The sequence below is a fragment of the Pseudomonas sp. FSL W5-0299 genome (genome assembly GCF_005930655.1).
In the GTDB taxonomy this organism is placed as follows: Bacteria; Pseudomonadota; Gammaproteobacteria; order Pseudomonadales; family Pseudomonadaceae; genus Aquipseudomonas; species Aquipseudomonas mandelii.
In genome coordinates this window covers 18,783-41,173 of record NZ_RXHX01000007.1, presented here as the reverse complement: position 1 = coordinate 41,173, position 22,391 = coordinate 18,783, and the positions used below count along the sequence as shown (strand labels likewise).

Sequence of the window (22,391 nt, the reverse complement as noted above, 5' to 3'; positions counted from 1 at the left end):
GCTTTTCCTTACCGCTCGATCAGCGCAATGCGCTTGTTGTACCAGTTCATCAGCAGGGAAATGCTGATACTGATCGCCAGGTACACGCTCATGGTGATGGCAATCACCTCGATCGCCTGCCCGGTCTGGTTCAGCACCGTACCGGCAAACAAGGACACCATTTCCGGATAACCGATACCGGCCGCCAGCGAGGAGTTCTTCGCCAGGTTCAGGTATTGGCTGGTCAGCGGTGGAATGATCACGCGCATGGCTTGCGGGATGATCACCTTGCGCAGGGTCGGACCGTTGCGCAGGCCCAACGAGTGCGCCGCTTCGGTCTGGCCGTGGCTGACCGACTTGATACCCGAACGCACGATCTCGGCGATGAACGCCGCGGTGTACACGGTCAGGGCCAGGGTCAGCGCCAGCAGTTCCGGGATCAGCACCCAGCCACCAACGAAGTTGAAACCTTGCAGCTTCGGCATTTCCCAGTGCACTGGCGCGCCGAAGATCAATGCGCACAGCGCCGGGATCACCAGGAACAGCGCCAGGCCGACCCAGAATTTATGGAACGGTACGCCGGTCGCTTCGAAGCGTTTGGTCGCCCAGCGGCTCATCAGCACGATGGCGACAATGGCCACGACGATGCTGACCACAAACGGCCAGAAACCATCCGCCGTCAACGCGGCCGGCATGTTCAGGCCGCGGCTGCTGACGAAGAAGGTGTCGCCGAAGTTATGGCTGTTGCGTGGCCCTGGCATGGTCAGGAACACCGCGAAGTACCAGAACAGGATTTGCAGCAGCGGCGGAATGTTGCGGAAGACTTCCACATAAACAGTCGCCAGCTTGGCAATGATCCAGTTCTTCGACAGGCGTGAAACGCCGACGATGAAACCGAGGAGCGTCGCCAGGATGACCCCGATGAAGGTCACTAGCAGCGTATTGAGCAGGCCGATGACAAACACTCGGGCATAGCTGTCCGATTCGGTGTAGTCGATCAGGGTTTGAGCGATGCCGAAACCGGCACTGCGCTCCAGAAAGCTGAAGCCGGAAGTAATGCCCCGGTGTTGCAAGTTGGTCTGGGTGTTATCGAACAGATACCAGCCCATGGAGACCACCGCCACAATGGTGATGATCTGAAATAGCCACGCACGCACTTTGGGATCGCTGAGGCTGAGCCTCTGCTTTGGTGCGCCGATTGAATTTTGCATGAAGTGCCCCGGATGTAATGGAACAGAACATCACCCGGTGGTTGGCCCACCGGGTGATAGAACCATCAGCGCACTGGTGGTGCGTATTGAATGCCGCCAGCGTTCCACAAGGCGTTCAGCCCGCGGTCGATTTCCAGCGGAGTGCCTTTGCCGAGGTTTTTCTCGAACACTTCGCCATAGTTACCCACTTGCTTGACGATCTGGACGACCCAGTCCTTCTTCACTTTCAAGTCTTTGCCGTATTCACCGTCGGTACCCAGCATACGTGCGACGTCCGGATTCTTGGTGGACTTGGCTTCGGCTTCGACGTTCTTCGAAGTGACACCAGCCTCTTCAGCGTTGAGCATGGCGTAGCCTACCCAGCGAACAATGGCCAGCCACTCGTCGTCGCCGTTACGCACGACCGGGCCCAGCGGTTCCTTGGAAATGGTTTCCGGCAGAACCACGTAGTCCTTTGGCGAAGCCAGCTTGCTGCGCTGAGCGAACAGTTGGGACTTGTCGGAGGTCAGTACGTCGCAACGACCGGATTCCAGCGACTTGGCGCTTTCATCGGAGGTGTCGAAGGTGATCGGGGTGTATTTCAGACCGTTGCCGCGGAAGTAGTCGGAAACGTTCAGCTCAGTGGTGGTACCGGCCTGGATGCAGATGGTCGCACCGTCGAGCTCTTTGGCACTCTTGACGCCCAGCTTGCTATTTACCAGGAAGCCAATGCCGTCGTAGTAGGTGATGAAGCCTGGGAACTTCAGGCCCATGCCCGCGTCACGGGAGCTGGTCATGGTGGTGTTGCGCGACAGAATGTCAATTTCGCCAGACTGCAGCGCGGTGAAGCGCTCTTTGGCGTTCAACTGGCTGAACTTGACCTTGGTCGCATCGCCGAAAACGGCAGCGGCCACAGCGCGGCAGAAGTCAGCATCGATACCGATGATCTTGCCAGTGGAGTCCGGAACCGAGAAACCCGGCAGACCGTCACTGACACCGCACTGTACGAAACCTTTCTTCTGCACTGCATCCAGGGTTGCACCCGCCTGAGCGAACCCGCTGACACCGAGCACTGCAGCTGCAGTCACGATGGCCAGGGTGGATTTCAACATCTTCATTCAAACCTCCAGTTTTGCTCTTGTTGTGTCGGAGCGTGAGTCCCGTCGCACCCTTATGAGGCGTAGTCGACCCGTGTTGGCTTTTTTTGGGGTCAACCGACGTAAAGACCTTAGCTATGAGTCTAGTAAGAGAAAATCCACATCATGGACAACTCACTTCTCACCAATCGGCCGAACGGGCTGTAGCCCTTTCACGTTCGCGAAGCCCGTAGCGGCCACTGGCGAACATCCATCACCGGATTCTTTGCTATCCCGCTGCCAGCAGTACACTGATAGTGTTACCGCAAGGCGCGAGATGGGTTGCACCGCTTTCACATAGCAAAGCCCGTACCAGACCGCTTGCCGATGCGGTTAAGGGACAGGTCAATAGCAAAACTTGTAACCTTGCGACATCTTCTTAACGGATCAACCCGACGCGCACTCACATCACGCACTTAATGAGAGCGCACGCACAAAATTGGAGCAACCATGACCGAGCCCTTGATTCTTCAACCCGTAAAGCCCGCAGACGCCTGCGTTATATGGCTGCACGGCCTGGGCGCCGACCGCTACGACTTTCTGCCGGTTGCCGAAGCCTTGCAGGAAACCCTGTTGACCACCCGCTTCGTTCTACCCCAGGCACCGACCCGCGCCGTGACCATCAACGGCGGTTACGAGATGCCGAGCTGGTACGACATATTGGCCATGAGCCCGGCGCGCGCGATCAGTCGTGAGCAGCTGGAAACGTCGGCGCAGCGAGTCTTTGATTTGATTGAAGAGCAGCGCGCCAGCGGAATAGACGCCTCGCGTATCTTTCTGGCAGGTTTTTCCCAGGGTGGCGCCGTGGTCTTGCACACCGCTTTCCTGAAGTGGCAGGGGCCGCTGGGTGGCGTACTTGCCCTCTCGACTTACGCACCGACCTTCAGCGATGAAATGGAGCTTTCGGCCAGCCAGCAACGCATTCCCGTGCTGTCGTTGCATGGCCAGTACGATGACGTCGTTCAAAACTCGATGGGCCGCACCGCCTACGAGTTTTTAAAGCAGCATGGTGTCACCGTGACATGGCAGGAATACCCAATGGGCCACGAAGTGTTACCCGAAGAAATTCGCGACATCGGCGTCTGGCTGGCCGAGCGTTTACGCTAAAAGCTACCCATTGATCCATCCCACTACGCCGCGCCCGATTCTTGCATTACACTGGCCGGCGTATATTCCTTAACCAATTGATGAGATGACCGTGCTCAAAGCACTCAAGAAAATGTTCGGTAAAAGCGAGACTGAGCAGCTCGCGCCAGTTCCCAGCGCTCCGTCTCATATCCCCAGCCACCGCACCGACGGTAATCAGCCTGGCCGGACCGCAACCGTAGCGGCACCGAAACACGAGCCTGTGACCACACCGGCCGCCCCACCTGTCGAGATTGTCGCCGCCGAGCCACCGCGCAGCGAATCGCCGAAACCGGCAAAACCGCGTCGCGAACCGAAACCGAAAGCGCCGGTCATTCCCTGGAAACTCGAAGACTTCGCCGTTGAACCCCAGGAAGGCAAAACCCGTTTCCACGATTTCAAACTCGCCCCGGAATTGATGCACGCCATCCAGGACCTGGGCTTCCCGTACTGCACGCCGATCCAGGCGCAAGTGCTGGGCTTCACCCTCGCGGGCAAAGACGCCATCGGTCGCGCCCAGACCGGCACCGGCAAAACCGCCGCGTTCCTGATTTCGATCATCACGCAACTGCTGGAAACCCCGCCACCCAAGGAACGCTACATGGGTGAACCGCGGGCGCTGATCATCGCGCCGACCCGCGAGCTGGTGGTGCAGATCGCCAAGGACGCCGCCGACCTGACCAAGTACACCGGCCTCAACGTCATGACGTTTGTCGGCGGCATGGACTTCGACAAGCAGCTCAAGCACCTCGAAGCCCGTCACTGCGACATCCTCGTGGCCACCCCGGGCCGCCTGCTCGACTTCAACCAGCGCGGTGACGTGCATCTGGACATGGTCGAAGTCATGGTGCTGGACGAAGCCGACCGCATGCTCGACATGGGTTTCATCCCGCAAGTGCGCCAGATCATTCGCCAGACGCCGCCGAAGAACGAACGTCAGACGCTGCTGTTCTCCGCAACCTTCACCGAAGACGTCATGAATCTCGCCAAGCAATGGACCACCGACCCGTCGATCGTCGAGATCGAATCGCAGAACGTGGCCAGCGAAAACGTCGAGCAACACATCTACGCCGTCGCCGGTGCCGACAAATACAAACTGCTCTACAACCTGGTCAACGACAACGGCTGGGAGCGGGTGATGGTGTTTGCCAACCGCAAGGATGAAGTGCGGCGCATTGAAGAGCGCCTGGTCCGTGACGGCGTCAACGCCGCGCAACTGTCCGGCGACGTGCCGCAGCACAAGCGCATCAAGACCCTGGAAGGATTCCGCGAAGGCAAGATCCGCGTGCTGGTCGCCACTGATGTGGCCGGTCGCGGCATCCACATCGACGGCATCAGCCACGTGATCAACTTCACCCTGCCGGAAGTCCCGGACGACTACGTGCACCGCATCGGCCGTACCGGTCGTGCTGGCGCGGAGGGCGTGTCCATCAGCTTCGCCGGTGAAGATGACTCCTACCAGCTACCGTCCATCGAGGCATTGCTGGGTCGGAAAATCAGCTGTGAAACACCGCCGACGCATCTACTGCGGGCGGTTGAGCGCAAGCGTCCGTAACTCGGCCCTTGCTGAAAGAGGCGCAGTCGGAAACGGACTGCGCTTTTTTTTCGTCCCGATGTTGCTCGAAACAACTAAAAGTCCATAATGGACAAATTAGTTTACTTTCAGCGCCCGGAGCCGACCATGTCCAGTACGCCTTATGTGATCACCCAACCCCAGGCCCGCGAACTGCTGGCGCAGGTCGACGTGCCGCAGATCCTGCGCAAGCTGTTTCGCGACCTGGCGGCCGGGCTAGCGGTGCAACCGGCGCAACAGCTGGTGGAGTTCCCTCAGGGTGCCGGCGACTTCATCAACTATCTGGGCGTGCTGGCTGAAGACGGCGTCTACGGGGTCAAGACTTCGCCGTACATCGTGCGCGAACAAGGTCCGCTGGTGACTGCCTGGACATTGTTGATGTCGATGCAGACCGGCCAACCGTTACTGCTGTGCGATGCCGGCGAACTGACCACCGCACGCACGGCCGCGACCACCGCCGTCGCCGTCGATGCCCTCGCTCCGCTGAAGGCGCAGCGCCTGGCGATTATCGGCAGCGGCAAGGTGGCTCAGGCACACCTGCATTACGTTAAAGATCTGCGTGACTGGCAAAGCATCAGCCTCTATTCCCCGAGCCTGAGCGATAAGAACCCTGAAACGCTGGCACAGCTAAAACGCCTTGATCCACGCCTGACCATCGCCGACAGTCGCGAAGCGGCGATTGAAGATGCCGACGTGATCATGCTGTGCACCTCGTCCGCCGGCCCGGTGATCGATCCCTCGAACCTGAGCAAACCGGCGCTGATCACCTCCATCAGCACCAACGCCCCGCGCGCCCATGAAGTCCCGCCGCAGAGCCTCAATGACATGCAGGTGTTCTGCGACTATCGTCTGACTACCCCGGGCTCGGCGGGCGAAATGCTGATTGCGGGGGAACAACATGGCTGGGACAAGTGCTTGATTGTCGGCGACCTGCCTGATTTGCTCAGCGAAAAGGTCCCGCGTCCCGACTACGACCGTCATGTGTTCTTTCGTTCGATCGGCCTGGGCCTGGAAGACATCGCACTGGCCAATGCCATCTACCGCCTACAACCCTGACATCACAATCCCCTGTGGGAGCGAGCCTGCTCTCGATAGCGGTTAATCAGTCAACATTGGTATCGACTGACCCAACGCTATCGCGAGCAAGCTCGCTCCCACAGGGGACTTCCACAATTTCGGCATTTGCGCTCGACAGGAGACGTTCATGAGCCAGGCAGATTTCATCATCATCGGCGGCGGGATTGCCGGCGCTTCCACCGGTTTCTGGCTGTCGCAGCACGCTCGGGTGATTGTGCTCGAACGAGAATCCCATCCGGCTTATCACTCCACCGGACGCTCCGCTGCGCTCTACACCGCCGCGTATGGCACACCGCAGGTTCGCGCGCTGACCCAGGCCAGCCGCGAATTCTTCGACGCCCCGCCAGTCGGTTTCTGCGAACACCCGCTGCTGACCCCGCGTGGCGAGATGACCGTGGACTTCACCGGCGACCCGGCCGAGCTGAACAATCAATACCTGAGCGCCAAGGCTACGGTGGCGGAAATGCAACTGCTCAGTGCCGACGAAGCCTGCGCGCGCCTGCCGATCCTGCGCCGTGAAAAAGTCCATGGTGCGATCTACGACCCGACTGCCAGCGACATCGACACCGATGCCCTGCACCAGGGCTACTTGCGCGGTATCCGTCGCAATAAAGGCGAAGTCCACACCGACAGCGAAGTGCTGAGCCTGACCCGCAATGCAGAAGGCATGTGGCAGGTTCAAACCAACAACCAGACTTTCAGCGCACCGATCATCATCAACGCGGCAGGCGCGTGGGCCGACAAGATCGGCGAGCTGGCTGGCGCCAAGTCGTTGGGCCTGCAACCGAAGCGGCGCGCGGCGTTCATCTTCGCCGGCCCCGAGGGCGTGGACATCCACCATTGGCCGATGCTGGTCAGCCTCGACGAATCGTTCTACATGAAACCCGACGCCGGAATGTTCCTCGGCTCGCCAGCCAACGCCGACCCGGTGGAGCCGCACGACGTGCAGCCCGAAGAGCTGGACATCGCGATGGGCATCTACCAGATAGAAGAAGCCACCACGCTGACCATCCGCCGTCCGACCCGCACCTGGGCCGGTCTGCGCAGCTTCGTAACGGACGGAGACCTGATCTGCGGCTTCGATCAACATGTGCCAGGGCTGTTCTGGGTCGCGGCGCAAGGCGGCTACGGCATCCAGACATCACCTGCCATGGGCCAGGCCAGCGCAGCGCTGGTACGCGGTGAAGCCTTGCCCGAACAGCTCAGCCGTTTCGGCCTGGACGCCGAGATGCTCTCCCCTGACCGCCTGGGTTGATTTTCGTCCTCAGGTGACGTGTCGACCCGATTGCGGCAAACTTCCAGCGCCCTTTTTGCAGGGCGCTGACGCTGCCTGGAGTTCCACCGTATGAACGCACCTGAAAAAGACCCGGCCATGGACAACTACCGGGCGATCGCCGATGCGATCGCTACGTTGTTCTTCCCTCATGCCGAGGTGGTGCTGCACGATCTGCGCACGCAAAAAATCGATTACATCGCCAACAATCTGTCCAAGCGGGAAGTGGGCGATGACGCGGCACTGGAGGACATGCTCAGCGACGATGTCAGCGAACGGAACATCGGGCCCTACGAAAAGCTCAATTGGGATGGCCAGAAGATTCGCAGCCTGAGCAGTGTCTTGCGCGACAGCGACGGTCACCCGCTGGCGGTGCTGTGCATCAACCTGAACATCTCGCTGTTCGAAAATGCCAAGGCCGCGCTCGACCTGTTCCTGTCACCAAGCAAACTGATTCCGCAGCCGGACTCTCTGTTTCGTGATGACTGGCAGGAGCGCATCAATACCTTCCTGCACGCCTGGCTGCGCGAACGTCAGCTGAGCCTGAACCTGCTGACGCGCGACCACAAACGTGAACTGGTGCTGGCGTTGCACGCCGAAGGGGCCTTCAAGGGCAAAAGCGCTTCGAACTATGTGGCCAATGTGCTGAACATGGGGCGGGCGACTGTTTACAAGCATTTGAAGGAATTGAAGGGCTGAGCCCTGAGGTGTTTGTTGCCTGTCTGACGCCATCGCAGGAACGCCGCCCGGCGGCGTTCCTGCGATGCGGTTGATCAATCGCCGTAAATGTCAGCCTTGAAGTACTTCTCGGAAATCTTCTGATACTCGCCACTCGCACGAATGCCATCAATGGCAGTATTCAACTGGCTCACCAGCTCGGTGTTGCCCTTGCGCACCGCAATCCCGGCACCCTCGCCCACGTACTTCGGATCCTTCAACTCCGGCCCGACAAAGGCATAGCCCTTGCCACGCGGCATCGCCAGGAAGTCACTCAACGGGATGGTGTCGGCAAAAATGGCGTCGAGGCGACCGGCTGCCAGGTCCATGTAGATTTCTTCGTTGTTGCCGTAGCGCTTGACGTTGATGCCCTTCGGTTCAAACACCTCGGTGGCGTAACGGTCGGTGGTGGTGGCACGCTGCACACCGACGGTCTTGCCCTTGAGGCTGGCGTATTGGTCATCCACGGACGCGCCTTCCTTCATCACCAGACGCGATGAAGTGAAGTAGTACTTGTGGGAGAAATCCACCGACTTCTTGCGGTCTTCGTTGATGGTCATGGACGACAGCGCCATGTCGATTTTCTTCACTTTCAGGGAAGGAATCAGACCGTCGAACTCGCCTTCGACCCACACGCACTTGACCTTCATTTGCGCACACAGGGCATTGCCGATGTCGTAGTCGAAACCGACGATCTCGCCCTTGTCGGTTTTCGACGCGAAGGGCGGATAAGCGGCTTCGATGCCGATGCGCAGGGTTTTTTCAGCGGCGAACAGCGTGCTGCACGCGAACAGGCTCAGCGCCAGACCGGTGATGAGGGGGAATTTCTTCATGTTCGTTCTCTCGCGGGTTGTTGTTGGTTTGGCAAGACAGAAGAAAGAGCTGGAAACGGGGAAATACCTTTTTTGTACTTATAATTCCATACTGGACTTTTATGTATTAGCCGTCAATTGGGGAGAATGGAGATGTGCCGGCCGGTGGTCGGGCGAGGGTCATTGGGATTTTTGGTGTTGCTGATGGCCTCTTCGCGGGCAAGCCTCGCTCCTACAGGTTTTGTGTTGTTCACAAAATGTGCGCACGACACAAAACCTGTAGGAGCGAGGCTTGCCCGCGAAGGCATACTGGCAGACACCGCAGAAATCACTGCTTCCAGCGATCCGCCGCCGTATGATCGCTGTCACGCCCTTCCACCCAACGCGGTCCGTCTCGGGTGTTTTCCTTCTTCCAGAACGGCGCACGGGTTTTCAGGTAGTCCATGACAAAGGCGCAGGCGTCGAACGCCGCCTGGCGATGGGCGCTGGCGGCGCCGACGAAGACGATCGGTTCGCCCGGTTCAAGGGCGCCGATCCGGTGCAGCACTTCAAGCTTGAGCAGCGGCCAACGCTGTTCAGCCTCCAGGGCGATTTTGCCGAGGGCCTTTTCGGTCATGCCCGGATAGTGCTCGAGAAACATCCCGGACACATCGAGCCCGTCATTGAAGTCGCGCACATAGCCGACAAAACTCACCACCGCCCCGACGCCGACATTGGCGGCGTGCATGGCATTGACTTCCGCACCCGGATCGAAGGCCGTGGACTGCACGCGAATCGCCATGTCAGCCCCCGGTCACGGTCGGAAAGAACGCCACTTCGTCACCGTCAGTCACCGGTTCGTCGAGCTGGCAGAGGTCCTCGTTGCGGGCGCACATCAAGTTCTGCTCGCTCAGCACCTCGGCACCGTCACGCTGAGCCAGCAATGCACGGACGTCGTCGACCGTGGCAAAATCGCCTTCAACCTTGATTGAGTCCACGCCAAGCGCTTCGCGGTAGCGGGCAAAAAACTTCACGGTGACGTTCATGGTTGATCTGCCTGGAAATGGCCGCTCTTGCCACCGAGTTTTTCCAGCAGCCGCACGCTTTCGATGGTCATGCCACGGTCCACGGCCTTGCACATGTCGTAGATCGTCAGCGCGGCGACACTGGCGGCGGTCAGGGCTTCCATCTCGACGCCGGTCTGCCCGGACAACTTGCAGCGCGCGACGATGCGCACGGTGTCATCGCCTTCGGCACTCAGCTCGACCTTGACGCCGGTGAGCATCAGCGGATGGCACAGGGGAATCAGATCGCTGGTCTTCTTCGCAGCCTGAATGCCGGCGATGCGCGCCACGGCGAACACATCACCCTTGGGGTGACCGCCGCTGACGATCATCTGCAGGGTTTCGGGGAGCATGCGCACCAGCGCTTGAGCGGTTGCCTCACGGAACGTCACGGCTTTTTCGGTGACGTCGACCATATTGGCGCGACCTTGGGAATCGAGATGAGTCAGCACAGGTTTACTCCTGATCAGGAGCGTCGATTGTAAACCTGTGGGTCAAATTTCCGCACGTTTGATTATTGGATGAATGGCCCTTGCAGGAGCGAGGCTTGCCCGCGAAGGCGGCGTGTCAGACAGATTGATGTTGAATGTGCGGTCGTCTTCGCGGGCAAGCCTCGCTCCTGCAAGGGGATTTGTGTTGGGCATAAAAAAACCGGGCGGCTTTTGGGGCCGCCCGGTTCTGGTGAGGTAGTTACAAATGCGTTTCGGCGTATTCGGCCAGTATCGAACGTGGCACCCCTTGCAGGGTGATGTGTACACCGTTGGGGAAATCCTTGAAGCGTTCGGTCAGGTATGTCAATCCGGAGCTGGTCGCGGACAGGTAAGGGGTGTCGATCTGCGCCAGGTTGCCCAGGCACACCACTTTGGAACCGGCGCCGGCACGGGTGATGATGGTTTTCATCTGGTGCGGTGTCAGGTTCTGGCATTCATCAATCAGGATCAGACTCTGCTGGAAGCTGCGGCCTCGAATGTAGTTGAGGGATTTGAACTGCAACGGCACTTTGCTGAGGATGTAATCGACGCTGCCATGGGTGTTTTCGTCATCCATGTGCAAGGCTTCAAGGTTGTCGGTGATGGCGCCCAGCCAAGGCTCCATTTTTTCCGCTTCGGTGCCGGGCAGGAAACCGATTTCCTGGTCCAGGCCCTGCACGCTGCGCGTCGCGATGATCCGGCGGTAGCGCTTGCTGACCATGGTCTGCTCGATCGCCGCCGCCAGGGCCAGGATGGTTTTACCGGAGCCGGCAGCACCCGACAGGTTGACCAGGTGGATGTCCGGGTCAAGCAAGGCGTATAGCGCCAGGCTCTGATAGATGTCACGGGGTTTAAGGCCCCACGCTTCCTGGTGCAGCAGCGGTTCCTGGTGCAGGTCAAGGATCAGCAGCCGGTCTTCCTCTATCTCCTTGATCCAGCCGACAAAGCCCTGTTCGTCAATGATGAACTCATTGATGTGGACGGCCGGCAGGTTGTCGATCAATTGCACCTGATGCCAGGTGCGACCGTGGTCCTGACGGGTTTCGACATTCCTCACCCGGTCCCAGAAGGAGCCGGTCATGTTGTGGTAACCGTTGGGCAGCAACGAAACGTCATCGACCAGTTGGTCGGTGCTGTAGTCCTCGGCCGCGATCCCGCACGCCCGGGCCTTGAGGCGCATGTTGATGTCTTTGGTGACCAGCACCACGGGCAGTTTCGGCTCGCGCGCGTGCAGGTCAATCAACTGGTTGATGATGATGTTGTCGTTCAGGTGTTCGGGAAGAATGATGTTCGGTTCGGCACGCTTGCTCATCAGAATTGACAGCAAACCCTTGGGCCCACTCTTGCCGCGCTGGATCGGCACACCGAGCTCGACGTCTTCGGGGCTGGCATCGCCCAGGGTCTTGTCGATCAGGCGAATCGCCTGACGGCATTCTGCGGCCACGCTGTGATGCCCGCTCTTGAGCTTGTCCAGCTCCTCAAGCACGGTCATCGGGATGGCGACGTGGTGTTCTTCGAAATTAAGCAGGGCGTTTGGATCGTGAATCAATACGTTGGTATCGAGTACATAAAGGATTGGCTGGTTGGAGGAAGAACTACGTCCGTGATCATCCATACTCGGTCACCTTTGTGGGAGCCATTCGACGCAATACCGTGACAGTGCTGCGCCTCGAAGTGGCCACCGAATTCACCTGCGAGGATTCAAGTGAACTGCGAACAAGTAGGGTCTTGGAAGACGCCACCTGTGTTGCAGGTTTCGGCGGTCTGTCTTCGTAATACTCCAAAACCCATGACAGAAAAAAGTACTTTGACGTTTTTTTGAAGTTTATTTTTCAGAGTGACCAATAGCACTAGGCGGATGGCCATCACCCCGTTAAAGTCGGAAGTCCGCCTGCATCGAAATCTGCTCGAAAATCACCCCGCCGCGCCCTCCTCCCCAATGATTCCGGGCTTTTTACGGTTTCAGCGAAACGCGTCCTGACAGTCCTCCCAACCGATCCCGCTTTGCGCCGTTTGCGTGATGAGCCAGGGCATCGCCGTTTTCACCGCATCCTGCTTCACATTGAAGTTGATCACCCCATGTCGCCATAGCAGCATCAGCGTCAACACGCGCTGGGCGCTCGGGTTGCCCTTGAGCTTGCCGGCGCCATCCTGGGCATCGATGTCCCACAGTGCCACCTGCAAGCCCTGAGCCTTGAAGAAGCCTTCGGCGTCAGAACGACGCTGGCCATCGGGCGGACGGAACAGCGGCACGTAATTCTCCGGCAGTTTGCTTTTGACCAGCTCGACGCTGCGGCGCACCGAGTCCTGCCAGTCCTGCCAGTGGCTGTGGGAGCGAAACTCCCAGCCTTGCACGCCAATGCACTGCGTTGAATAGGTCGCTTGCAGACTGGCCACCGAGCGCTCGGCCAGACGCGCCTGAATGTCTTTGCCCAGGACGAAGAAGGTGCCGCTCATGTTCGATTTGCGCAGGTACTCGGTGACCCAGCCGGTGTTGTCCGGCGTGATATTGGCGGCGCTGTCGAACGTCAGCAAAAACAGCCGGTCATGCATCTCTTCGCCGTTGCGCTCATAGTCACCAAAACGATCGACTTCGCTGCTGCTCTGCGGAAACAGGGCCGCCTTGCGCAGTTGCTCGTCCAGATACTGGGCGTGGAACAACCGGCTCGGCTCCGACCACTTGATGTAATAGCTGTCGTCGCTGACCTGAAACTTGGCCGCTTGCTGGCGCAGGGTGTCCATGTCCTCGACGAGGAAACAGAAGGAGGCATCCTGATCGCAGCTCTGCTGGGCGAAGTTGTAGTTGGTCAGCAGTCGCTGCCACAGGCGCTGGCGCAGGTTGTTGACGGCCTCCAGATTAATCTTGCGCAGGCCCAGACGCTGGGCCAGGCTCGCTTCATCCAGCGACTCGCTCGCCAGCAGCACCCGCGAAAACATGAGGATTTCGGCGCGTGATGCCACGTCGAACAGCGTCGGGCTGCTGAGCTTTTCCGGCCAGGTGCTGCGATCAAGCGTCGCCACATCGCCCGGCGCCGCCATGGCACCAAAGCTCAATAGCCAGGCCGATAATAGAAAAACGATACGCAATGGGATGTCTCCATAACAAAACCCGCGCGGCACTATAGCTGATCCTGCCCACATTCCCGCAGCCGCACTGACCCTCGCTCCTGCAGGGTTTGTGCAACACCACCGATCACCTATGGACTTGATAGCTGGAGTCAACCGGTCCAACCCCCTAGAATCGCCCCCACGATTAAAGGAGACGACTTCATGCTGATGGTGATTTCCCCCGCCAAGACCCTCGACTACGAAACACCGCCGGCGACCCAGCGCTTCACCCAGCCGCAATACCTGGACCACTCCCAGGAACTGATCATGCAACTGCGCGACCTGACGCCCGCGCAGATCAGTGAGTTGATGCACGTCTCCGACAAGATCGGCGGCCTCAACGCCGCGCGTTTCGGCAGTTGGACGCCAGCGTTCACACCGGAAAACGCCAAGCAGGCATTGCTCGCCTTCAAGGGCGACGTTTACACCGGCCTCAACGCACAAACTTTCAGCGAAGCCGATTTCGATTACGCGCAACAGCACTTGCGCATGCTCTCAGGCCTGTACGGCCTGCTGCGCCCTCTGGACCTGATGCAACCGTATCGTCTGGAGATGGGCACCAAACTGGCGAATGTCCGTGGCAAGGACCTGTATGCGTTCTGGGGCACCCGGATCAGCGAATGGCTGAACGAAGCCCTGGCCGATCAGGGCGACGACGTGTTGTTGAACCTGGCCTCCAACGAGTACTTCTCGGCGGTCAAACGCAGTGCCCTTAACGCACGCATTATTAATACCGACTTCAAGGACCTTAAGAACGGCCAATACAAGATCATCAGCTTCTACGCGAAAAAAGCGCGCGGAATGATGAGTCGTTTTGTCATTGAAGAGCGCGTCAACGACCCGGCAGACCTCAAAAACTTTGACGTTCAAGGCTATCGCTACAGCGCCGAACAGTCTAAACCGGACCATCTGGTGTTCCTGCGCGATCACGCGCCAGAGTAAGCACCTGACCGGCGCACGACGGCAAAAAATCGTCGTGCGTCGACGTCTGATCGTCCAACAATTCCCCGCCTTGTTCGCCGACTTATTGGCGCCATAAATCCATCGCCTGATTTTCTAACTTTAGTTTCACTCGACTTTGATGTTTTTTTTCAGTAGTGGCACTGAAATTTTTTATCAGTAGTGGCACAAAACTATCTGACTCGATAATAAGCCTATATATAAAGGGCCAAACGGCAAGTGCTATCAATCTGAGAGCAGTGCCATCTTTCCCAATATTTCAAGAAATTTCAGAATCGGCGATGGGCGGGCAGGAACTATGTCCAAATGCGTAGCTCATACCACCGGTAACGATTTTCTCGATGCATGTACGAGATAACTTACGCAGAGAAGAGCGTCACATAGCGAAGTTGTCACATTAACTTCTGCAGACCGGACCTCTAATTTGGGCAACACATACAGGACAGGAGATACGCTTATCAATATCCCCTTCAAGGCCAAGGCTGCGCCCCTATAAACGTGCTCACCTGAGCACCCAACCGCTTGATTTACGGGCTTATTGCCTGGCATTGAGCGCGCAAGACCTTTGCACACGGTCCTCTGATTAGAAGATCGGCTGCATAACAGGGCATATCAGAATAATAAGGCCTAGTTGCGCACATCTTGAGTGCACTTATTTAGACACTCGGAACTTTGTATGCCTGCACGCGGCACTGCGGCGCCCGTAAGGCCGCACTTGCGAGTGCACTATAACGATGAACACCATTAACTCCGGCCATGTAATGGCTTGATAAACACAGAGGTAATTGCGATGCGCATCAGCATATTTGGTTTGGGTTACGTCGGCGCAGTATGTGCCGGTTGCCTGTCTGCACGGGGCCATGACGTCGTTGGCGTCGATGTTGCCAAAGACAAAATCGATATGATCAACGCCGGCCGTTCGCCGATCGTTGAACCGGGTCTGGGCGAACTGCTGAAGAAGGGTATCGAGACGGGCAAATTGCGCGGCACGACCAACTTCGCCGAAGCGATTCGCGACACCGACCTGTCGATGATCTGCGTCGGTACGCCGAGCAAGAAGAACGGCGACCTGGAACTGAACTACATCGAAGCGGTATGCCGCGAGATCGGTTTTGTCCTGCGTGACAAGACCACCCGTCACACCATCGTGGTTCGCAGCACCGTGCTGCCGGGCACTGTCGCAAACGTTGTCATCCCGATCCTCGAAGACTGCTCCGGCAAGAAAGCCGGTGTCGACTTCGGCGTTGCAGTGAACCCTGAGTTCCTGCGTGAAAGCACCGCGATCGCCGATTACGACCTGCCGCCAATGACCGTCATCGGCGAGTTCGACAAGGCCTCGGGCGACGTTCTGCAATCGCTGTACGAAGAGCTCGACGCACCGATCATCCGCAAGGACATCGCTGTCGCCGAGATGATCAAGTACACCTGCAACGTGTGGCACGCCACCAAGGTGACCTTCGCCAACGAGATCGGCAACATCGCCAAGGCTGTCGGCGTCGATGGCCGTGAAGTGATGGAGGTGGTCTGCCAGGACAAGACGCTGAACCTGTCCCAGTACTACATGCGTCCTGGCTTCGCGTTCGGCGGCTCTTGCCTGCCGAAGGACGTTCGCGCCCTGACCTACCGCGCCGGCTCGCTGGACGTGGAAGCGCCGCTGCTGAACTCGCTGATGCGCAGTAACGAGTCCCAGGTGCAGAACGCCTTCGACATCGTTTCCAGCCACGACAAACGCAAAGTCGCCCTGCTGGGCCTGAGCTTCAAGGCCGGCACCGATGACCTGCGCGAAAGCCCGCTGGTAGATCTGGCGGAAATGCTGATCGGCAAGGGCTACGACCTGAGCATCTACGACAGCAACGTCGAATACGCCCGTGTCCACGGCGCGAACAAGGATTACATCGAGTCGAAGATCCCTCACGTCTCGTCCTTGCTCAACGCTGACTTTGACGACGTGATCGCCAACTCCGACGTGATCATCCTCGGCAACCGTGACGAGAAATTCCGCGCCCTGGCGCAGAACGCTCCACACGGCAAGCAAGTCGTCGACCTGGTTGGCTTCATGTCCAAAGCCACCAGCGTCAGCGGTCGTACCGAAGGCATCTGCTGGTAACAAGCCGTTCCCTGTAGGAGCCAGGCTTGCCGGCGAACCAGACGACTTGATGTGTCAGGTAAACCGCCTCGCTCCTGTAGGAGCCAGGCTTGCCGGCGAACCAGGCAACGCGGTGTGTCAAGCACACCGCCTTCGCGGGCAAGCCTCGCTCCTACGGTTTTTTATGCCTGCCTTAACCCCATCGGGCCACCCCACAGGCTCGCCCGAGATAGAGACGGATGCAGATTATGCACAGGCTAAAGCACGGCCTACTTCAGGCCGCCGGTTGGCTGTTTTACCTAAGTTTATTGATGGGCATCGCCATGGCGTTGCCTGCGTCCACATTCGATTCCGATTCGAAGGATTTTATCTTCCTCATCGGTTTCATCGGCATCTGGCGCTACTCGATGGGCGCCACGCACTTTGTGCGCGGGATGCTGTTTCTGTACGTGGTCTACCCGCACCTGCGGCGCAAAGTGCGCAAGCTGGGTGACGCGGCAAACCCGTCCCATGTTTTCTTGATGGTCACCAGCTTCCGTATCGACGCGCTGACCACCGCCCAGGTCTACGCCTCCGTCATTCGCGAAGCGATCGACTGCGGCCTGCCGACCACCATGGTCTGCTCCATCGTCGAAATGTCCGACGAGAAGCTGGTGAAAAGCCTTTGGACGAAGATGAATCCGCCGGATCGGGTCAAGCTCGACTTCGTGCGCATTCCCGGCACCGGCAAGCGTGATGGCCTGGCCTACGGTTTCCGCGCCATCTCCCGCCACCTGCCGGACGACCGCGCAGTGGTTGCAGTGATCGATGGCGACACCGTGCTCGCCGAGGGCACCGTGCTCAAGACCGTGCCGTGGTTCCAGCTGTTCGGCAATGTCGGCGGCCTGACCACCAACGAGTTCTGCGAAGTGCGCGGCGGCTACATCATGAGCGAATGGCACAAACTGCGATTCGCCCAGCGCCACATCAACATGTGCTCGATGGCCTTGTCCAAGCGCGTACTGACCATGACCGGCCGGATGTCGGTGTTTCGCGCAACCGTGGTCACCAACCCGGACTTCATCGCCGACGTGGAAAGCGACTCGCTGCAACACTGGCGCCTGGGCCGCTTCAAGTTCCTGACCGGTGACGACAAGTCGAGCTGGTTCAGCCTGATGCGCCTGGGCTACGACACGTTCTACGTGCCGGACGCCGCGATCCACACCGTGGAGCATCCGCCGGAAAAAAGCTTCATCAAGGCCAGTCGCAAACTGATGTTCCGCTGGTACGGCAACAACCTGCGCCAGAACGCCCGCGCCCTGGGCCTGGGGGTTAAACGCCTCGGCCTGTTCACCTCGGTGGTGCTGTTCGATCAGCGCGTGTCGATGTGGACCTCGTTGCTGGGCTTGACGGTCGCGCTGATCGCCAGCTTCAAGTACGGCACCGCGTTCATCCTGGTGTACCTGCTGTGGATCGGCATTACCCGCCTGATCCTGACCGTGCTGCTGTCGTTGTCCGGTCACCGGATCGGCCCGGCCTACCCGGCGATTCTCTATTACAACCAGATCGTCGGCGCGCTGGTGAAGATCTACGTGTTCTTCCGCCTCGACCAACAGTCCTGGACTCGCCAGCCCACTTCCCTGACCCGTGACCTCGCCAGCTTTCAACGTTGGTTCAACACCTGGTCGTCTCGGACCATGACCTTCTCCGCCGGCAGCATCTTTGTTGCCGTGCTGCTGATGATGGTCTGACCGCCCCCTTATTGAATTAACCAGGAAAACGCCCCTATGAATACCGCCGTCAACGCCAACGTAGTGCATGAGTCAGAAGCCCAGCGCCAACACGCCCGAGTGAAAATCCCGGCCAAGCTGCGTTTCTTCGGTCCCGACCGGACCCCGGTGGAAGCTCGAGTGATCGACCTCTCCGCTGGCGGCCTGGCCTTCAACGCCGGTCAGCTGCCGCTGAAAACCGGCGATGTGTACAAGGCGCGCCTGCAATTCGTCATCGATAACCTCGGTCTGGCCATGGACGTGGAATTGCTGATCCGCTCCGTCGACCGCCAGACCGGCCGCATCGGTTGTCAGTTCCAGAACCTGGAACCCCAGGATATTTCCACCCTGCGTCACCTGATCACCTCGCACCTGGCCGGCGACATCGTCAGCATGGGTGAAGTGCTGGCGACCCTGCAGCGCGACAACTTCACCAAGGCGCGCAAGATGAAGGACGGCGGCCACGGCATGACCGCGTTCGGTCGTCTGCGCGCCGTGACCTTCAGCCTGGCGATTTTCATCGTCGGCCTCGCGGCGTTCGGTTTCATCTTCAAGTCGGTGTATGGCATGTACTTCGTCAGCCACGCCCAGGCAGGCCTGGTCAGCGTGGCTGGCATGAACATCACCATGCCCCGCGACGGCACCGTACAGAGCCTGATCAAGGCTGACGGCGTTGCTGCCAAAGGCGCGCCGCTCGCAACGTTCAGCACCAGCATGCTCGACGTACTCAAGGGCCATCTGGACGACAACCAACTGCAACCGGCCAAGGTTGAAGAACTGTTCGGCAAGCAAATGACCGGCACCCTGACCTCGCCGTGCGATTGCACCGTGGCCCAGCAACTGGTCGCCGACGGTCAGTACGCCAGCAAAGGCGACGTGATCTTCCAACTGGTGCCGCGCAACAGCGAAGCCAATGTTGAAGCGCGCTTCTCCTATCGCCAGTTCGGCGATGTGCTGCCAGGCAACACGGTCAGCTTCCAGATCGCCGGTGAAGACAAAACCCGCAGCGGCAAGATCGTCAGCAGCACCAGCCTGAAAAGCGCCGACCTTTCCTCGGACATCCGCGTGCTGATCCAGCCTGACGAGCCACTCGACAGCAAGTTCGCCGGTCGCCCGGTTGAAGTGAACAGCACCCGTGGTCCGAACCTGAACTGGCTGATCGACAAAGCCATGGCCGCCGGTATTTAAGCAGAGGACATGCCCGTGACTAGCCCACTCAGAATCCTGCCGGTCCCGCTGACCCTGGCCATGGCAATTGCTCTGGCCGGTTGTGCCGGCCTTCCAGACCAACGTCTGGCTAACGAAGCCCTCAAGCGCGGTGACACCGCGCTGGCGGCGCAGAATTACCAGCAACTGGCAGACCTGGGCTACAGCGAAGCACAGGTTGGCCTGGCCGATATCCAGGTCGATAGCCGTGACCCGGCGCAGATCAAACAGGCCGAGGCGACTTATCGCGCCGCAGCCAGCGTCTCGCCGCGGGCCCAGGCTCGCCTGGGTCGTCTGCTGGTGGCCAAACCCGGCTCCACCGAAGCCGAACAGCACGAAGCCGAAGGCCTGTTGAAAAAAGCCTCGGCCGCTGGTGAAGGCAACACCCTGATCCCGCTGGCGATGCTGTACCTGCAATACCCGCACAGTTTCCCCAACGTCAACGCCCAGCAGCAGATCAGCCAATGGCGCGCCGAGGGCAAACCGGAAGCGGGCCTGGCTCAAGTGCTGCTCTATCGCACCCAGGGCACTTACGACCAGCACCTGGACGAAGTGGAAACCATCTGCAAAGCGGCGTTGAACACCACCGACATCTGCTACGTCGAACTGGCCACGGTCTATCAGAAACAGGCCAAGCCTGAGCAACAGGCCGAGCTGATCAAGCAGATGCAAGCCGCTCACGCTCGCGGCACGGTCACCGCTCAACGCGTGGACAGTGTGGCTCGCGTATTGGGCGATGCGAGCCTGGGCAAGACAGACGAGAAAACCGCTCAGTCGCTGCTCGAAGGCATCGCTCCGGGCTACCCCGCTTCCTGGGTCAGCCTCGCACAATTGCTCTACGACTTCCCGGAACTGGGCGACGTCGACACGATGATGAAGTATCTGGACAACGGCCGCGCCGCCGACCAGCCGCGCGCCGAACTGTTGCTGGGTAAGCTCTATTACGAAGGCAAAATGGTGCCGGCCGACGCGAAGGCTGCCGAAGAACACTTCAAGAAAGCCGTCGACCGAGAAGTGGCCGCCGATTACTACCTCGGCCAGATCTACCGTCGCGGTTACCTGGGCCAGGTCTATTCGCAGAAAGCGCTGGACCACCTGCTCAAGGCTGCGCGCAACGGCCAGAACAGCGCCGACTTCGCCATTGCCCAACTGTTTTCCCAAGGCAAGGGCACCAAGCCCGACCCGCTTAACGCTTACGTCTTCAGCCAATTGGCCAAGACGCAGAACACCCCGCAAGCCACCGAGCTTGCGCAAACACTCGAAGCCCAACTGCCGCCTGCCCAGCTCGCCGAGGCCAAACGCCTGTTGAAACAAGAACAGGACGTTCGTGGTGCCTTGAGCCAGAACACGCTGGAACTGCATGCCCTGCAAGAAGAAGACGGCGAGGAATCCCTATGAAGCTGAATCCATTCGTGAAGGCCGGTATTGGCCTGTCGTTCGCCCTGTTGTGGTCGTGCCCGACCCTGGCGGCCCTGACTGAAAGCAAAAACTACGGCCTTGATGTGAAAATCACCGGCCAGTCCCAAGACGACACCGATCTGGGCACCGCAAGCGGCGGCGACGTCAACGGCGTCGGCCTCGACCTGCGTCCATGGATCTACGGCGAAAGCGGCGCGTGGAGCGGCTACGCCATGGGTCAGGCCGTGACGTCCACCGACATCATCGAGACCGACACGCTGCAGCAGTCCGACAGCGACGGCACCCAGACCACCGACAACGGTGACCGCAAGAGCAAGAAAAACTACCTGGCGATGCGCGAGTTCTGGGTCGGCTACAGCGGCCTGACGCCGTACCCTGGCGAGATCCTCAAGCTCGGTCGCCAGCGCCTGCGCAACGACGACGGCCAATGGCGCGACACCAACATCGAAGCCCTGAACTGGACCTTCGACACCACCCTGTTGCGTGCCAACGCCGGTGTGGCCGAACGCTTCAGCGAATACCGCACCGACCTCACCGAGCTGGCTCCGAAAGACAAGGATCGCCTGCATGCTTACGCCGATGCGGCGTATCAGTGGACGCCGGGCAACTGGGTCGGCATTCGTGGTCATCACACCCACGATGACGGCAAGCTTGACTATCCGCAACCTGGTGTTCCGGCCGATTCTCTGGACAAGAAAGAGAACGGCGACATCAGCTGGATCGGCCTGACCGCCGACAGCGATGCCTACAACTGGCGCAACACCAACACCGTCAATTACTGGGGCAGCGTCACCGGCATGAGCGGCGACCGCGACACGGTCAATCCGCTGAACGCCGACGGCACTCCGCCGGCACAAGCCAAGACCAGCGGCAACGTCGATGGCTGGGCCACTGACCTGGGCGTGCGTCTGCGCCTCGATCCGCAATGGCAAGTCGGTGCAGCCTATGCCCGCGCCAGCGCCGATTACGAACAGAACGGCCTGGAAAGCAATCGCTCGAACTACACCGGTACCCGTTCGCGGGTTCACCGTTTCGGCGAAGCCTTCCGTGGCGAAATGAACAACATGCAGACCGCTACGCTGTTCGGTTCGTGGATGCTCAACGACGAATACGACGCCAGCTTGATCTACCACAAATTCTGGCGTGTCGACGGCAACAAGCCGGTCGGCAGCAACGGCATCAACGCCGTGCAGAACGACACCGACGACGTGACCGGCGCCGTGCTCTCCAGCACGTCCCTGCCGCTGGAAGATGGCAACAAAGACCTCGGCCAGGAAATGGACGTGGTCGTCACCAAGTACTTCAAGCAAGGCCTGCTGCCGGCCTCCCTGAGTCAGTCGATCGATGAGCCTTCGGCCCTCGTGCGCTTGCGTGGCGGTGTGTTCAAGCCGGGCGATGCGTATGGCAAAGGCGTCGACTCGTACATGCACCGCGCGTTTATCGACGTGATCTGGCGCTTCTGATGCGAA

At 59.4% G+C, this 22,391-nt stretch carries 19 protein-coding genes; 11 read left to right on the top strand and 8 right to left on the bottom strand.

Features of this window, described 5'->3' with window-relative positions; genetic code table 11:
• Positions 1-8: 8 nt before the first annotated feature.
• Both FHL16_RS11425 and FHL16_RS11420 read right to left on the bottom strand, forming a co-directional pair.
• Positions 9-1,190, bottom strand: a complete 1,182-nt coding sequence (locus FHL16_RS11425) for an amino acid ABC transporter permease (RefSeq protein WP_010463092.1) — start codon at positions 1,188-1,190, stop codon at positions 9-11.
• Between the two features lie 65 nt (positions 1,191-1,255).
• A complete protein-coding gene (locus FHL16_RS11420; protein ID WP_010463093.1) occupies positions 1,256-2,287 on the bottom strand; it encodes an amino acid ABC transporter substrate-binding protein in 1,032 nt (343 codons plus the stop codon).
• A 468-nt stretch (positions 2,288-2,755) separates the two neighbouring features.
• Here FHL16_RS11420 and FHL16_RS11415 point away from each other — a divergent pair, with 468 nt between their 5' ends.
• The 5 genes from FHL16_RS11415 to FHL16_RS11395 all read left to right on the top strand — a co-directional run bounded on the left by FHL16_RS11415 (position 2,756) and on the right by FHL16_RS11395 (position 8,052).
• A complete protein-coding gene (locus FHL16_RS11415; RefSeq protein WP_010463094.1) occupies positions 2,756-3,412 on the top strand; it encodes an alpha/beta hydrolase in 657 nt (218 codons plus the stop codon).
• 85 nt (positions 3,413-3,497) lie between these two features.
• Positions 3,498-4,985: an ATP-dependent RNA helicase RhlB gene (gene rhlB / locus FHL16_RS11410; RefSeq protein ID WP_042932351.1), complete on the top strand. Its 1,488-nt coding sequence runs from the start codon at positions 3,498-3,500 to the stop codon at positions 4,983-4,985.
• Positions 4,986-5,111: 126 nt separating this feature from the next.
• Positions 5,112-6,059 carry an ornithine cyclodeaminase family protein gene (locus FHL16_RS11405; RefSeq protein ID WP_172962135.1) on the top strand — a complete coding sequence of 316 codons (948 nt, stop codon included), beginning with the start codon at positions 5,112-5,114 and terminating at the stop codon, positions 6,057-6,059.
• Between the two features lie 148 nt (positions 6,060-6,207).
• On the top strand, positions 6,208-7,335 hold the full coding sequence (locus FHL16_RS11400) for an NAD(P)/FAD-dependent oxidoreductase (protein WP_077748268.1): 1,128 nt from the start codon (positions 6,208-6,210) through the stop codon (positions 7,333-7,335).
• Positions 7,336-7,425: 90 nt separating this feature from the next.
• On the top strand, positions 7,426-8,052 hold the full coding sequence (locus tag FHL16_RS11395) for a helix-turn-helix transcriptional regulator (protein WP_010463098.1): 627 nt from the start codon (positions 7,426-7,428) through the stop codon (positions 8,050-8,052).
• Between the two features lie 74 nt (positions 8,053-8,126).
• Here FHL16_RS11395 and FHL16_RS11390 read toward each other — a convergent pair whose 3' ends face one another.
• From FHL16_RS11390 to FHL16_RS11365, 6 genes are all read right to left on the bottom strand, one after another.
• Complete coding sequence (locus tag FHL16_RS11390) at positions 8,127-8,903, bottom strand: ABC transporter substrate-binding protein (protein ID WP_010463099.1); 777 nt, start codon at positions 8,901-8,903, stop codon at positions 8,127-8,129.
• A gap of 307 nt (positions 8,904-9,210) precedes the next feature.
• Positions 9,211-9,663 carry a molybdopterin synthase catalytic subunit MoaE gene (gene moaE, locus FHL16_RS11385; RefSeq protein WP_010463100.1) on the bottom strand — a complete coding sequence of 151 codons (453 nt, stop codon included), beginning with the start codon at positions 9,661-9,663 and terminating at the stop codon, positions 9,211-9,213.
• 1 nt (position 9,664) lies between these two features.
• Positions 9,665-9,907: a molybdopterin converting factor subunit 1 gene (moaD, locus tag FHL16_RS11380; protein ID WP_010463101.1), complete on the bottom strand. Its 243-nt coding sequence runs from the start codon at positions 9,905-9,907 to the stop codon at positions 9,665-9,667.
• Positions 9,904-10,377, bottom strand: a complete 474-nt coding sequence (moaC, locus tag FHL16_RS11375; RefSeq protein WP_059406245.1) for a cyclic pyranopterin monophosphate synthase MoaC — start codon at positions 10,375-10,377, stop codon at positions 9,904-9,906. Before moaC ends, moaD begins: the two co-directional genes overlap by 4 nt.
• Positions 10,378-10,615: 238 nt before the next feature.
• Positions 10,616-12,010 carry a PhoH family protein gene (locus FHL16_RS11370; RefSeq protein WP_010463104.1) on the bottom strand — a complete coding sequence of 465 codons (1,395 nt, stop codon included), beginning with the start codon at positions 12,008-12,010 and terminating at the stop codon, positions 10,616-10,618.
• A 347-nt stretch (positions 12,011-12,357) separates the two neighbouring features.
• Positions 12,358-13,482 carry a polysaccharide deacetylase family protein gene (locus FHL16_RS11365; RefSeq protein WP_042932353.1) on the bottom strand — a complete coding sequence of 375 codons (1,125 nt, stop codon included), beginning with the start codon at positions 13,480-13,482 and terminating at the stop codon, positions 12,358-12,360.
• Positions 13,483-13,665: 183 nt separating this feature from the next.
• Here FHL16_RS11365 and yaaA point away from each other — a divergent pair, with 183 nt between their 5' ends.
• The 6 genes from yaaA (at position 13,666) to FHL16_RS11335 (ending at position 22,385) form a co-directional block, all read left to right on the top strand.
• Positions 13,666-14,445 (top strand): peroxide stress protein YaaA, encoded by a 780-nt coding sequence (gene yaaA, locus FHL16_RS11360; RefSeq protein WP_077748267.1) that lies wholly within the window; start codon positions 13,666-13,668, stop codon positions 14,443-14,445.
• Positions 14,446-15,253: 808 nt separating this feature from the next.
• Entirely contained in the window at positions 15,254-16,570 is a 1,317-nt protein-coding gene (locus FHL16_RS11355; protein ID WP_010463110.1) for a nucleotide sugar dehydrogenase, read from the top strand.
• 227 nt (positions 16,571-16,797) lie between these two features.
• Positions 16,798-18,279: a mannuronan synthase gene (gene alg8, locus FHL16_RS11350; RefSeq protein ID WP_370654476.1), complete on the top strand. Its 1,482-nt coding sequence runs from the start codon at positions 16,798-16,800 to the stop codon at positions 18,277-18,279.
• Positions 18,280-18,315: 36 nt separating this feature from the next.
• Entirely contained in the window at positions 18,316-19,485 is a 1,170-nt protein-coding gene (locus FHL16_RS11345; protein WP_077748266.1) for an alginate biosynthesis protein Alg44, read from the top strand.
• Positions 19,486-19,494: 9 nt separating this feature from the next.
• The gene (gene algK / locus FHL16_RS11340; protein WP_010463115.1) at positions 19,495-20,901 is read left to right on the top strand and encodes an alginate biosynthesis TPR repeat lipoprotein AlgK; all 1,407 of its coding nucleotides are present in this window, start codon (positions 19,495-19,497) and stop codon (positions 20,899-20,901) included.
• Positions 20,898-22,385: an alginate export family protein gene (locus FHL16_RS11335; protein WP_077748265.1), complete on the top strand. Its 1,488-nt coding sequence runs from the start codon at positions 20,898-20,900 to the stop codon at positions 22,383-22,385. The genes algK and FHL16_RS11335 overlap by 4 nt, the downstream gene beginning before the upstream one ends.
• Positions 22,386-22,391 lie beyond the last annotated feature (6 nt).